Source organism: Desulforhopalus sp. (genome assembly GCA_030247675.1).
GTDB lineage: Bacteria > Desulfobacterota > Desulfobulbia > Desulfobulbales > Desulfocapsaceae > Desulforhopalus_A.
In genome coordinates this window covers 230033-244941 of record JAOTRX010000002.1, presented here as the reverse complement: position 1 = coordinate 244941, position 14909 = coordinate 230033, and the positions used below count along the sequence as shown (strand labels likewise).

Genomic DNA, 14909 nt, shown 5'->3' with positions numbered 1-14909 from the left:
ATGATATTTAGTGTGAAAACAGAATAATACAGGACATACTATCAGTTAACCTTTTGCAGACGAATGCCATCACCAAAGCGAATCCCCTGCCCGGCTGCGACCATCGCCTCGATTTTTTCATGTACTTGACCAAGAGGGATATGCAAGGCCTCCGAGAGCTGTTCCGCAGTATAATAGCCAAAACCGGCGTCATCCTGCAACAGAGGAACAAGATCAGGATGGCAGTCCTTAAAGCCTCGATCAAGATCGGCACGAACCGCACTCGGAACATTTTCGTAGAGATATTGCATGGCTGCGTGGGTAAGGTACGACACATCCCCACCCGACACGCCTTCCAATGCCGTAACCACCTTGATCGCATCGGTCAGATCTGTGAACTGTCGGTACAAGGCCTTGATAAGTTTTTCCGAGTCGGCGGGAGACAAACAATTGCAGGTGCAGCCAATGAGGATTTTTCGACAGGCTGGGCATTCTTCATGGGTGCAGCCAAAACTATGTGTTTCGCCCTCGGCCATGCCGCATTCGGGACATGCCGGGCGGCAGGCCATTATCTGTTCCGAGCCAACCCTCAGCCGGTTGAGATACTTCTTCAGATGCATTTCATCCTCCTCTCACCGATGCCCGGAGGGGCAAGGCTTTTGGAAAAGCCGACCTACAGATACAAGCACACCACATAGCCTGTTTTCTATAAGGGCTTTTGAAATACCCGTGAAGATACTATCCCGGCAATATAGCTTCGAGATTCCTCGGCCAAGTCAACAAACTCCATGCCGGTACCAAACTTGCTGCCCACATCCCGGACATATCGTGTCACGGCTCGGCAAATCAGCTTGTGTTTACCGAGGATCAGGCCAACTTTAATTAATTTCCCCTCGTTCAGCTTAGTGCTCAACAGGACTGCCATTCCACCTTGAGCGATATCCATGAGGTAACCGGTTTCTTCACGACCCTGAGAGACCACCTTTACCGGGACAGTCTTCACGCCCAGGATGTCTTGGAGATCAGTGCTGGCAATCCGCAGCCAGGCCCTTTTGCCTAGCGGGTTTTCCGGTTCGTACTGCCAGTCCACTTCCAAGCCTTGAAGTGATGGGATATTATCCCAACCTTTTTTCTCTTTCATAACCGATCCGATACAAAATTATCTGGTAATGCAATCGTCTTCTGCCAAACATCTATCAAATGATATATCTACAGCGTGGCAGAATACAAGTGTTACACTGAACAAAAATGCGACACGGTCGGTTTTTCCGGAAACATATGGATATAGCATGACCAGGGACCGTATTTAGCCGGTATCCCTGCATTTGACCCTATTTCAAAGAAAATAATCAAAAGGACACCCCTGACGGTTTATCACGAGGTATAGACCGACTGGGATGGGAGGCGTTTAAGCCTCCCATCCTAGCCGCTGCTCCATGTTTTCTTATGATATCAGGAGGCGATAAGGAAATCCTCCGCCCTGATTGTCGGTTTAGAGATCAGGGTTGCGAACTGCACCGCGACACCCTGGCCATTACCGTCTGCGTCGTAGAGGAGGGCCCCGGAGGAAGTGTTGTAGAGGATATAGTCATTATTGTCGGCGGCAAGGCCAGTGCAATTTGATCTGAAATAAGAAGAGAAAAGGCTCCCCTCCTCCGGCAAGGCAGTAAAGATATCCTTATCCAACTGGATCTTGTCCTGACCAGTGGCAAAATGCCAGATGTTGTCTTTGTTGGTTCGGTTGTTCAAGGCAGTATCAAATACGAAGATATCGCTCCCGCAACCACCGACCAAGGTATCATTGCCCAGACCACCGATGAGGTGGTCATCGCCGGAGTCAGCCACCAGCTGGTCCTTCCCTTCGCCGCCTATCAAAAAGTCATTTCCCGAGCCACCATACAAACTGTCAATGCCGTGATCGCCGTAGATAGTATCGTTGCCGCTATCGCCGAATATGCGGTCGTCGCCGGTGCCGCCAATAAGCAAATCATCGCCGCAGAGACCCCTGATTTTGTCGTCACCGCCGAAGCCAAGGATCACGTCGCTATTGAATGCCCCAAAGAGGCTGTTTCTCGATTCCGTCCCTGAAACCAGGAGCTTGTCACCCAAGAGGCCCCGGACAACGCCGTTCGCCACTGAGCACAAATTACGGACATCAACGATACATTCCTTCTCGAGACTGACCGGCCCGTCGCTGGTCTCGAGCTGCTTAACCCCATTCTCCGGCGCAAGGAAGTACCCATTGACCCGGATGGAACCTTTATCACGGATATCGATTACCAGGGTGTTTCCATCCCGGTCGAAATGGAGATCCGCTTTGTGGATATTCTGCAGATACAGGGTATCTACCGTTTCTTCCGGGAGATTCAGGTCGCCATTAACGTAGGTGTTCACGAGGAACTGCAGGGTTGTGGCGGCACTTCCACCCTGTCCGTCCGACACCGATACCACCGCCAGATCTTCGCCGTAAAAACCGTCCTCCGGCTTGTACTGCCACTGGCCCTGGCCGTTCACGATCAGAGTGCCGTGAGTCGGAGTGGTGGTGAGGGCGTATTGCAGGGCGTCACCATCAATATCGGTGGCATTTATCCTACCGTCCTGTACGTGCTTGCCAAGCATGATAAAACGCTCCGTCTCCGCCGCAAGTTCCGGAACGTCGTTGACCGATGTAATCGACAGGGAAAGGGTAACTTCTGTGCTTAAACCGTACTCATTGGTCACCACAAGGCGAACGCTGTCCTCGCCGTGATAGTTGGTCCCAGGCACATAACGCCAGCTACCGTTCGCGTCAACGGTGAAGGAACCATGGCCGGCATCCTCCATCACCTGGTAGGCAAGAGGGCCACCCAACGGATTCTCCACCGTCAGGGTGGCGGCGAGGCTTGCGTCTTCATCAAGGTGAAGTTCCTGGTCGGTAATTCCTGGAGCCGAGACCCGCACAGAAAATTCCAGGAAGGTTGAAACCACTCCGCCGTTGCCATCGGCCACCGTCACCGTGGCACTATCGCTACCTATGAACAGACCATTGGCATGGTATTGCCAGGAGCCCTGTTCATCAAGAACCAAGCTGCCATTTACCGGCCCGCTCTGCACGGTGTAGAGAAGGGTGTCGCCATTTGGATCGGTCGCCAAAATCTGGCCACTGGCGTCCCGAACGTCCTGGAGAATGATCGCCTCCGAATCGGCAACTATCGGTGGATCGTTGCTGTTCAACACCTCAATAGTCATATCGGTGGATACCGTTGCACCTGCCTGATCGGTGGCAGTCAAGCGCACCGTGACAGATCCCGCATCGCCGCTGCCGGGAGTACCGGAGAAGGTTCCTGTTGCCGCATCAAAGCTCAGCCAGCTCGGCATTGGCTCACCATTCGCCAAGTTCGCCGACAGTGCTAAACTGTCACCGGTATCAATATCCCAGAAGGTATCATCCGGGACCTGCAAGCTGAACAATTGGCCTTCATCAATAGTCTGTGCGGCAAGTAGTGCATGAACCTGCGGCGCGTCGTTGACGTTGGCCACACTCAAGGCAAAGGACCGCGCGGCACTGCGGCCGAGCGGATCAACGGCGTTGACGGTCAGGGCGAACGAGCCGACAGCGTCGTTATCCGGCAGGCCGCTGAGGGTTCGGGTCTGCCGGTCAAAGTGCAGCCAATCGGGCATCGTGTCATAGCCGGACACCTCAACATTGTAGAGAAGGACGTCACCATCGGCATCACGGAAACTGTCTGCCGGAAGCTGGAAAAGAAGCGGCTGATCCTCAGCCACAGTCAGATCGGCTAGCACCGCCGCACCTGCCTCCGGAGCATGATTGGTCAGCTCACGGTAGCTGATGCTGCTTCCGTCTGCAAATTCGAAGGTGTCGACCGCCCTGGGCCCGAGCCCTATTGCATGAGGATCATAACCCATGAGGCGCAATTCATCGCCGTTGCCAAGGTTGATGACCAATGCCCCTTCATTGCCGTTCTCTGGTACAACAAAGGTGGTATGGCCGACAAGGTCCTCGGCGGTGATCCCTGGCCCGAACTTGAGGATATTTCCGGCGCTGAATTCCACCGAATCCTTGATGGTGACGATGCCGTCGCCCCGGTTGAAGAGATAGGTGTCGTTGCCGCTGCCGCCAAAGAGAAAATCATTACCGGTTCCACCGACCAGGATGTCGTCACCGTTGCCGCCTCGAATACGGTCGGTGAGAGCGGTGCCAAGCAGGAGGCTGTCGGTGTTTTCATCACCTGTTATATCGAAGCCTTGAGCAAGCAGCTCCTCGTAAGAAAGCAGAGTGCCGTTATTGCCGAACTGAAAGGATTGTACCGCTCGAGCGCCCAGAGGATTGAGGCGATCAAAACCGGTCAGGCGGATTTCGTTGTCGGTTGCTGTCTCCCGGATGATCAGGGTTCCGGCATCGGGATCATGACTAAGCCGAATATTGGCGGGAGCGGAGCCATCTGGTAAAATCAAGGTATTACCTTCGCCCCACCTGGCTATATCGTCAATCGTATCAACACCGCCCCCGGCGGCAAAGACATAGGTATCGTCACCGTCACCACCGGCCAACAGGTCATTGTCCTCCAAGCCACGAATCCGGTCATTGCCGGAAGTTCCCTCAAGGAGATCCTGTTCCGGGGTGCCAACAATTCCGTAATTGCTGCCCAACAATTCATCAAAACTCAAGGAAGAGCCATCCTCGAAATAGAACCACCCAACTGGAACCGGCATGCCGGGGATGCCCGGATTATAGCCTTCGAAGCGGATTGCTTCGCCGTCCTCGCCTATCAGCAGAACCAAGGAACCGTCTTCCATCACCGCCCGGATGTTGTCTGCCGAGATACCTTCGCCGAATACAACGTCGTTTTCCATCTCTGGACTACTGATATCGATAATGGTATCGACCCCGTCACCGAGGTTGAAGAAATATTCGTCATAACCGCCGCCGCCCGCCAGGATATCGTTGCCGGACGTACCATGCAGCTCGTCATATTCATCGGTTGGTGGAGTACTGATTCCTTCAGTCAGTGGCTCTTCATGGTTTACCTCACTGCCGTCGGCGAAGCGGAAGACATCTACCGCCCGGGTGTATGTCGGTCGTTCTGAATCGAAACCGGCAAGGCGCAGTTGATCACCGGTTGTAGCGATATCGATGATCAGATAGCCGTCTTTTTCGGAAAACTTGAGATCGGCGGCGGCGATTCCCTCGCCAAACTGGAGGACATTGATGGCAGTAGTACCGCCATAATCCCCGCCATAGTCACCACCATAGTCACCATCGTATTCGCCATCGTATTCGCCATCGTATTCGCCATCGTATTCGCTCATCAGGGCAGCACTTGTAAAACTCGGCTCCTCGCCGCCATATTCACCACCGTAATCGTCTTCCCCACCCTCTTCCAGGTAGCTATCCTCAATGGTGAGGAAACCGTCACCGGCATTAAAGAGATAGGTGTCGTTACCAAAGCCTCCCGAGGAAATGTTAATGCCCGGCCCAGCAATGAGAATATCGTCGCCAAGACCGCCGAAAAGCGCGTCATCGCCGCTTCCGCCCAGGAGCATGTCGTTGCCGCTTCCAGCATCGATTCGGTCTATGCCTTCGCCACCATCGAGGTAGTCGTCGCTGTCCCTGCCCCACAGGAGATCATTGCCCACGAGGCCCGTAAGACTATCACCATTCTGGGTACCAAAAATGATATCGTCACCATCTGTCCCGGTGCTCGCCGTCGCATAAAGCGGGGTGCCGAACATATCACTGTTCTGGGCATAAGAAACCGCGGCATCGCCACCAGTCGGCAGAGTAGTGTAAGTAATATCAAAGCGGTCAGCGTCGTCAAACAGATTTGTCGGCTGCAGGGCGTTCGCATTGACCAGGGAGGCAAGCCTGGCGTGCACCATTTCGACTAGATTAAAAATGCGAACCTGGCCATCAGCCCCGACAAACTGGACATTACGTAGAGGCAGGTTAGTACTTTCCACCATAGTCCCCAGATCTTCAAACCATGGACAGCTGATCCGCCCGCCGACGCCACCATCAACAAGGAGAACCAGCTTACCACCATCATCAAAATAGGCAGAAACATCCCCCGTGCCTATGCCGACACCAAAGGAAAGGGCATTGCGCTCCTCGGCATTCGAGCTGCTTTCGATAGTATCATTGCCATCTCCTCTGTTAAAGAGATACACATCGTCACCATACCCACCACTTAGAGAATCATCTCCACCCCCACCGGCAAGGACATCACTGCCGCTACTTCCTCTCAGATAATCGTTGCCGCTGTCGCCACTGAGAAGATCATCCCCCCATCCGCCATCCAGATAATCATTATTGCCACGGCCCCGGAGCGTATCATTTCCCTCATATCCGTATATTTCATCGTCGGCATTGCTGCCGATCAGGCTACCAGATGAATAAGATCCCCACTGGTAACCGACCATGCCGCCGTCGTTTAGCGCCAGGACATCTTCGAGACTCAACTCGGTACCGCCGGCAAACTTAAAGAGACGCACAGAGGAACGGACGATATCTCTCCAACCGTCAACGGTAATTGCAAAGGCGTCATCGCCACCGATACCGATGACCAGGCGAGAATATCCGGTTCCTGCTGGGAAGTAATCATAGCCAGCATCGCCAAACTGCACCTGCAAGTCGTTGGCGGTAATGCCGGGCGCAAATTCGACGATGTCGTCAGAACCGTCGGCAATCCGGGATTCAATCAGATCAAGGCCGGTACCCCTCTCAAAGCGGTAGGTATTGCTGCCGGTGCCACCGATCAAGGTATCTCTTTCGCTGCCACCAATCAGCACATCATTGCCATCCCTGCCTTCAAGGGTGTCGCTACCACCTGAACCGATCAAGGTGTCGTCACCTTCCAGTCCAAGAATAGCGCTGTCAAGATCGCTGCCGATCAGCACATCGTCAGCTGCTGTGCCGATCAAGGTCTCGGTAGTCGGCGGCACAGTTACCAAATTTCTGACGTCGGCTGCGGTCAGGACTGTGCCATTAGCAAAGGTGTAACGTTCGATTGCATATGTCCCGCCCTTGATCTGTAGCCCTTCTCCGCTAACCTTGTGGGTGATCAGGAGATCGCCGTTATTCATAGTATAACTGAGGTCATTGGCAGTGATTCCACCAAGGAATTCAACCCTATCAGACCCATAATAATCCCAACCCACCTCCTCGATGATGTCTTGGCCATAACCGATAGCAAAGCGGTAGATATCCGACCCATAGCCGCCTTTCAGCGTATCAGCCCCACCAAGCCCATCAAGGATATCGGCACCTGATGTCCCTTCAAGCACATCGTTTCCATCTGTCGCCAACAGAGCGCGGGCCTGAAGGGTGGTATAATCCCAGGTCTGGCCGTCAGCGAAACGAACCTGCTCGATACGGTAGGCCGAGGAAGATTCATAAAACCCTTGTTTAACCAACAGGCGATCGTCAGCTCCAACTATAGTGAGGACCATATCCGATCCCGAGCGGCGGACAATAAGGTTGTCGGGGGAGATCTCAGCTCCTATCTCCACCCTGTCCTGGTAGTACCAGTCGTATTCGATGATGGTGTCATGCCCTGAGCCCAAGCCAAACATATAGGCGTCATTGCCCTCACCACCCTGCAACAAATCGTCGCCGACTCCACCATCAAGGATATCATCACCCCGATCGCCAGAAAGGTTGTCGGTCCCGGCAAAACCAAGCAGGGTCTCGCCACTCTTGCTGCCCTGAAGGCTATCGTCGCCGGCAGTACCAACCTTGGTCAGGTGGGTTTCGACGTATGCCGAATCAACAACACTGCCGTCGGCAAATTCGAAGCGTTCAATTTTGTAATAATTTACATTGTAGCCAAACCAGTTTTTAATCGTGATGGTATCGGCACCATCCCCCAGCACAACGAGAAGGTCGCCGGTGCTGTTGTTGAGACGTTCAAAGCGCACATCGCCACTCCCGACGCCTTCCTTGAAACGCAGGGTATCGAGGTTGCCGGTGCGCCAGTCGTAATCATTGATGGTGTCGTGGCCGTCACCCCAGCCGAACAAATAGGTATCGTTTTCAGTGGCAATTCCAAGGGGACCATCATCCATCCCGGAGGCGTTGGCGTTGCCGTCGAGATAGTCGTTGCCGACGCCCCCGTCAAGCATGTCATCGCCCCGTCCGCCACGGATGGTGTCGTTGCCGGCCCCGCCATAGAGTGCGTCATTACCGCTTCGACCCTCAATGATGTCGTTGCCACCCTGACCGGTAACAAGGTCGTGGCCGCGGTAACCGATAATCGTGTCCGGATTGTCCGAACCAGCCAGCAGGATATCTTTTATGGTGGTGGGGGTCCAGATGGTACCGTCAACAAACCTTATGACTTCGATTTGATCGGGATTGTTTTCAGCTACCTGATACCCTTCTTTAAAATAATTTTGCAGGGTAATCCGGTCATCTGTGCCCTTGATGGCCAGAATGAGGTTAAGTCCGACCCGTAGCACTGTTATGTCCTGGGGCGCGACACCCTCCTTGAGACTGAGGGTATCCTGGTTTGCAAGGCGGGCGTCGTAGTCCTGGATGCTGTCGTGGCCGTCTCCTCTGCCAAACAGATAGGTGTCATTATCGGCCATGGTATTGGCCGACATGCTACCGTACGGGCCCGAGGGTTCGATATTGCCGACAAGCAAATCGTCACCTTCTCCGCCATCAAGCAGGTCATTTCCCCAGCCACCACGCAGGGTGTCGTCGCCTTCCCCACCAAAAATCCGGTCATTTCCCTCGCGACCGTACACCATGTCGTTACCGGCCAATCCCGATATGACATCGGCGGTTTCGTAGCCAAGTAACTGATCATCGCCCGGCGTTGCGACAAGCGCCATAAGCTTGATAGTCGGGATATCCCAGACGGTGCCATCGGCAAACTGCACCTCGTTGACGATATAATTGCCCCGGGCATAATTGTGAAAATAGTTCCTGACCCGTATCTGATCGCCAGTCGCTGGAACTACCAACAACAAATCGTCGCTATTTCTCACCACCCGGACATCAGAGGCAGCTATGGTTGCGTCAAACCTGATGACATCGAAGGCGCTGGTGTTCGGATCGTAGAGATTATCGATGGTATCGCTGCCAAACCCGGCCTGGTATTGGTAGACATCATTCCCTCGACCACCGGTCAGATAGTCGTCATCTGCGCCGCCAATGAGGACGTCGTCGCCGTCATCACCAAATAGCCTGTCGTTACCGACTTCGCCATCAAGGAAATCGGCATCGGTACCACCGGAGAGGGTATCATTACCAATGCCACCGGACAGGGTGTCACCACCGTCATCACCCATCAGGCTATCGTTGCCGATTCCACCACTGACGACATCACCGCCGGATCCGCCCCATATTGAGTCATTGTCTTCATCTCCAGCAATATTGTCATTGCCGGCGCCGCCCTGGAGGGAGTCGTTGCCTTCGCCACCGGACAGGGTGTCAGCACCCACACCACCACTCAAAGAATCATCACCGGCTCCACCGGCAAGGATATCGTCGCCGCCGTTGCCAATGATACTGTCGTTACCACCACCACCTGAGATAGCATTGACTTCTTCGTAGCCGAACAGATAGTCCGCTCCCGGTGTTGCAACGAGGCTTTGCTCGACAACCTCTGTAAAACCGAGCACCGATCCGTCAGCAAAGACAAACTGGTAGGCCGTCCCCGCCGACCGTTCCCCACCCGGCCTAAAATAATCCTCAATGGTCAAGGCATCGGAAGACACCTTTGAAGAAAGATACAGTACCGCCCCATTTCTTCTGACGGCAAAATCGGCTGCTGATATACCCAGGCCAAAGGTTATTGCTACGGAATCCGTTCCACCATAATTATTCTGGAAAATCTTGTCCTGACCGAAACCCTGCTCAAAAATATAGGTATCATTGCCGCTGTGGCCCGACAGCAAATCGTTGCCGCTGCCGCCGACGATTGAATCATTGCCGGTTCCTCCGTAGAGAATGTCATTGCCATTGCCTCCAAGGAGGCTGTCATTGCCAGCATCGCCCCAAAGGGTATCGTCACCGCTGCCGCCGGACAATATGTCGCTGCCTGTTGCACCGCGAACCGTATCGTTGCCTCCTAAGGCATCAATCACGTCATCCGTTGCATAGCCATAAACTTGGTCATTGCCTTCAGTCGTCTTGGTCGTCAGGTGCTTGATAGCGGTAACATCCCAAACCGTTCCATCGGCAAAGCGAATTTCGTTGATGAAATATTTGCCGCCAGCATCAATGTTATTGAAATAATTACTGACAGTGATGGCATCGCTGCCACCGATAACCCGCAGAATCAGATTGTCACCGGATCGATCGGCAGTCATCATGTCTGTAGTGATGCTTGCGCCAAATTCGATGATATCGATGCGGCCCGTGCCACTATCTAAGTTATTGATCAAATCCTCGCCGAATCCGCTTTCGTAATGATAGGTGTCGCTGCCGCTCCCACCATCAAGCACATCGAAACCCGCGCCGCCGGTGATAATATCGTTATCTTCGTTACCGGAAAGATTATCGTTGCCGCTGCCACCCTCAACGATATCGGCCCCCCGTCCCCCACTGAGAATATCATTGCCTTCATCACCGTAAATCTGGTCGTCGCCACCGTAGCCGGAGATAGTGTCGTTGCCCTCCAACCCGTGGAGAACGTCTGGATCGCCGCTGCCATAAAGATAATCGGCGGCGGCGGTACCGGTGCGAACGAAAGCTGCGATCTGTGCAGTGTTCCAGACAACACCGTCGGCAAAACGAATTTCTCTGATCGACGGGACATTGGGCAAAAAGTAATTCGTTACGCGGATCTCGCCGCCACCAGCGATGTTCACCAGTAAATCGGTATAGATTCTCCGAACCGTCACATTTTCGGCCCTGATACCATTGGTCAAATCGAGGACATCTTGGACGTTCACCGCATTATTGTCATTTACGATGGTGTCCAGGCCATCGCCCAGGCCATAACGAAAAATGTCGCTGCCGCTGCCGCCCTGCAGAAAGTCATTGCCGGTGCCGCCAGCCAGCTGATTATCCCCTTCACCGCCTACGAGACTGTCATCGCCGGAACCACCGATCAACTGGTCATTACCCATGCCGCCTACGAGCTTGTCATTACCTGCATCGCCAGACAAGCTGTCGTCACCGCCATCGCCAATGATGACATCGTTGCCAGCCGAACCCTTCAAGATGTCATTGCCCTCCTTACCAAACATCGTATCGTTGCCGCCGAGACCGTCGATAACATCGTTCCCTAGAGTTCCGTGGAGTTCGTCGCCAGCCTCGGTGATGTGGGTGACGAGGGTGTTGAGGACGGCAAAGCCGGAACCTCCGATAGCAAGGGTCGTGCCATCGGCAAAGTGGAGGGAATCAACGGCATGGCCGCCGGCCGAATCCAGATAGAAATGAGACCCAATACGAAGCTGGTCGCCAGTCAGGCCGACATTGATGACCAAATCGTCGCCGGCCCGGAAGAACTGCAGTTCCTCAATGCGGATGTCCCCGGTGAATTCAACGACATCATAGCGACCGGTAGTCGTATCCAAATTATCGATCCGGTCTTTGCCAAAGCCGCGGCTGAACCGGTAGATGTCGTTGCCGGTCCCGCCCTGCAGTACGTCGCTCCCGGTGCCGCCAACCAAAACATCATCGCCCGCCATACCGCGAATGGTGTCGTTGCCGGTGAAACCGTAGAGCAGTTCTCCCTGCTCGCCTCCAACCACCGTGTCATCGAGGTCTGTGGCTCCCGCAGCAAGGCTGGTCATGATCCCCAAGGACTCCTCGGAATAGATCTCGTCTGGATCGCGGTTGGTCAGCCAGTTCTGCAGGTCGCGGCGCAAGGCCGCCTGATTGAGGTTGTTATAGGGGTTGATACCGCGTACGGCCCTGACAAAATCCAGCACCAGATCGTGGCTGGTCTCTGAGGATTGCTCAATATTTGCGGCAAGCATCGGCACAAGATTGTCAAAGCGTCCAACGTACGTTCCCGAGGTAGTATTTAAGGCATAGGTTACGTTGGCAAAGAGCGGCTGCAAATGGGAGGCACGCATCAGTTGAAAATAAACGGTGTCCAGCACCTGATCGAAGCGGTTCATGGCCCGTAGCCAGTTACCTCCGAGGTTGGTACCGATAAACGAATCCAGGACATTAATTTTCCTTGTGGTATCGGTTGCCAGTACTTGATCCTGGCCAGTCCAAGCGTAGACGATCTTTTCCGTCAGAGCCAACCGAGTCATGCGATCGGTACAGGCAACAAAGTCCTGCACCAACTTTTTCAATCGGCCACTTTCGTCCCGCACCATGGCCTGATGCAGGCTGTACGTCGTGCCGTAACCGACCGCGTCGGGCAAAACTGCGATATCCGCCGGCACTTCAAGCATCTCCGTCTCGGAAAAGGTCCGGTTCATGGCAAAAACTACATCGGTCATGGTACGAACCTCACCTGCTTCAGTGACATAGGTTCCCAACTGCCGGTGGGCATTGCCGAATTTGTCGATAAAGGGCGAGTTCTGGTAAGCCATGTTCAAACCGGCGATCTTCTTTTCTTCCAGAGTGAAGAGTTCGCCGACATCGGCTTTGCCATTCTGATTGAAGTCCTGAAAGATTCTCAGTTTATCGAAGATGGCGTCATCATTATTAATAATTCCATCTTTATCATCGTCAAATTCACTGAGTGCCGCAAAACCATGCGGAGAGATAGTCCCATCCAGCAGTCGGGTGCTGTCACCGAACAACTCGCCACCGTTGTTGATCGTGCCGTCTTCATTGCGGTCGAGGACAACAAGACCATCCTCGGAATTGACAAAACCGGAGAGTTCCCGAAAGCCATCGCCATCATGATCGAAATGGATTCCAGCATTCAACCCGGTGGTAATGATACCGTTGCCGCCCAGGTCTAATACCAGCGGGTCGCCCCCTCGGGGTGGAGGTGGTGGTTCGGGTGGGGGAGGTGGATCGGGCGGCGGCTCTTTGGGCTCCAGGTGAATGCCTAGTGAATCGTTGGAGAAATTCTTAATGGTGAGTGACTCACCGCCGCTCTCCACCTGCAGTGTGCCGCCCGACCAGGTGTAAGTCTCGCCGCTGTTGCCGTTGTAGATTGCCGAACCTTTTTCCTCTTGCTCACCCCCGGATAAGGTTATGCCGGTAAATCTTACAATCCCACTACGATCCGAATCCCTGATAATGTCGCTGTCACCCGCAATGTAGATGTCACTGCCCCCACCACCTTCCAGTGTATCGGCACCTTCGCCGCCTTCCAGAGTGTCCCCATACCTGCTGCCGGATAGCTGGTCATCTCCACCATCACCGTAGAGCTTCAAGCGGCGACCGGCGCTTTTCCCGTCGATGGTGTCGCTGTCAGCCCCTCCCCGGTATTCCTCTGGGCCTTTATTTGATTTCGAGGCCGTAACTGTATCGTCACCGGCGCCCATGTCGACCTTCTCAATATCGAAGACCTTTACCGAGCTTAGATCAATGGTATCGGCCTCAGCCGAGCCGCGGATTGCGTCATCGCCTTCCCCGCCATAGAAATTACTCTTTCCATCAACCTTTCCTGTAACCAGAAAGATATCATTTCCCCCACCTCCGAGCAGATAATCTGTACCATCACTGACATTTAAGGTGTCGTTGTCTTCACCGCCAACCAGCAGATCATTTTCATCGCCACCGGTCAGGTTGTTCTCTCCCTTCCCGCCCAACATGAAAGCCCGCTTTTCCCCTGCCACAGCAGACATGGCTTCGCTACCCGCCTGGATATACCAGTCGAGCAGGTCAGGCAATTGTTGTTCGATAAGAATTCGGTCATCGCTCGGCAATGACAAGAGGTAGCTGCTGAAATATTTTGTGTAGCCTTTTGCATCTTCCAGGGAATCGGCGACATCGTTACGGTCAAAGCGGATACCGCCGGTAATACCGTCGGTGGTAAAAAGCTCACGATCTGTGCGAAGCCGGTCGTCGTAATAGGCCTGCATGGCAAAGGCGATAAGGGTCTTGGTCAGGTCGGGTTCCGGTGCGGATGCGGCGCCTGCATCGACGAGTTTTTGCATGTCGTTGGTGAAGCGGGTCAGCATGTCGTCCGGTGAAACCGAGCCTTTTACGCCAAGTTGATGGCGAAGCAGCTTGCGGAGGAAATCAGCTTTTCGCTCATCTCTTGAATCTGCGGCAAACAGGTCTTTATCCAACATTTCCGTTACTAAGTCAGGCAATTTTCCAGCAACATTCTTAAAGAAACCCGAGAGTTTCAGAAGAGTAAGCAACGTAATGGAATGCCTATCGACAGCCGATGCATTTGAGCTTCCAAGATCATAAGGAGTACTGCTGCCAGCTATTGTGCTCAGAGGAACCGCTCTAGCCGTAGCCAAAATCTCACCTTCAATAAAATATTCCTTCACATTCGATTCACGCATCGAAAGAAGGCTTCCATAAGAATCGAGATAATGTGCTAATTTTGTGTCATAATATCCCGCGTCATTCATGGTATCGGCAGCTTCTGACAATACAGCTCCACTTATAGCGGCAAGCCTGAAGGGCGCTTGATCGAAGACCTCCGCTTGTTTATCAAAAAATACTGCCATCAGCGATGCCAATCCTCCGCCAAGCGAATGGCCTGTGAAAGATATATTGGTTGCATCGCGATGGGTTTTTCTGAATTCAAAATAAAAATTCATCGCATCAAATATCTGCGGAGCAGGGATGCCCATTCCAGCAGTCCAACTCAGCGTATCAACAGCCTCATTAGTCCCTGTGTAGGAAATGACATATTCGTTGGTCATTTCGTTTTTGTAGACTCCCGCAGAAAAACCCAAGAATCGATCAGGCACCCAGTTTATTTGAGCCCAATGCTCAGGAAGGTCTATTTTGTTTCTGTCGGATGCGTCGTAAACTCGTGTTGCAAGCTGCATGTATTCTAATGTTGTTGGCATGGATAACTCTTCTTGTAAGTTCGTTC

At 53.4% G+C, this 14909-nt stretch carries 3 protein-coding genes; all 3 read right to left on the bottom strand.

Annotation, left to right across the window (positions count from 1 at the left end):
* Positions 1 to 41: 41 nt before the first annotated feature.
* The 3 genes from OEL83_01090 to OEL83_01080 all read right to left on the bottom strand — a co-directional run bounded on the left by OEL83_01090 (position 42) and on the right by OEL83_01080 (position 14733).
* Positions 42 to 599 (bottom strand): hypothetical protein, encoded by a 558-nt coding sequence (locus tag OEL83_01090; GenBank protein MDK9705618.1) that lies wholly within the window; start codon positions 597 to 599, stop codon positions 42 to 44.
* Positions 600 to 685: 86 nt separating this feature from the next.
* Positions 686 to 1120: a PilZ domain-containing protein gene (locus tag OEL83_01085; protein ID MDK9705617.1), complete on the bottom strand. Its 435-nt coding sequence runs from the start codon at positions 1118 to 1120 to the stop codon at positions 686 to 688.
* 311 nt (positions 1121 to 1431) lie between these two features.
* Positions 1432 to 14733 carry an Ig-like domain-containing protein gene (locus OEL83_01080; GenBank protein ID MDK9705616.1) on the bottom strand — a complete coding sequence of 4434 codons (13302 nt, stop codon included), beginning with the start codon at positions 14731 to 14733 and terminating at the stop codon, positions 1432 to 1434.
* Positions 14734 to 14909: the final 176 nt, after the last annotated feature.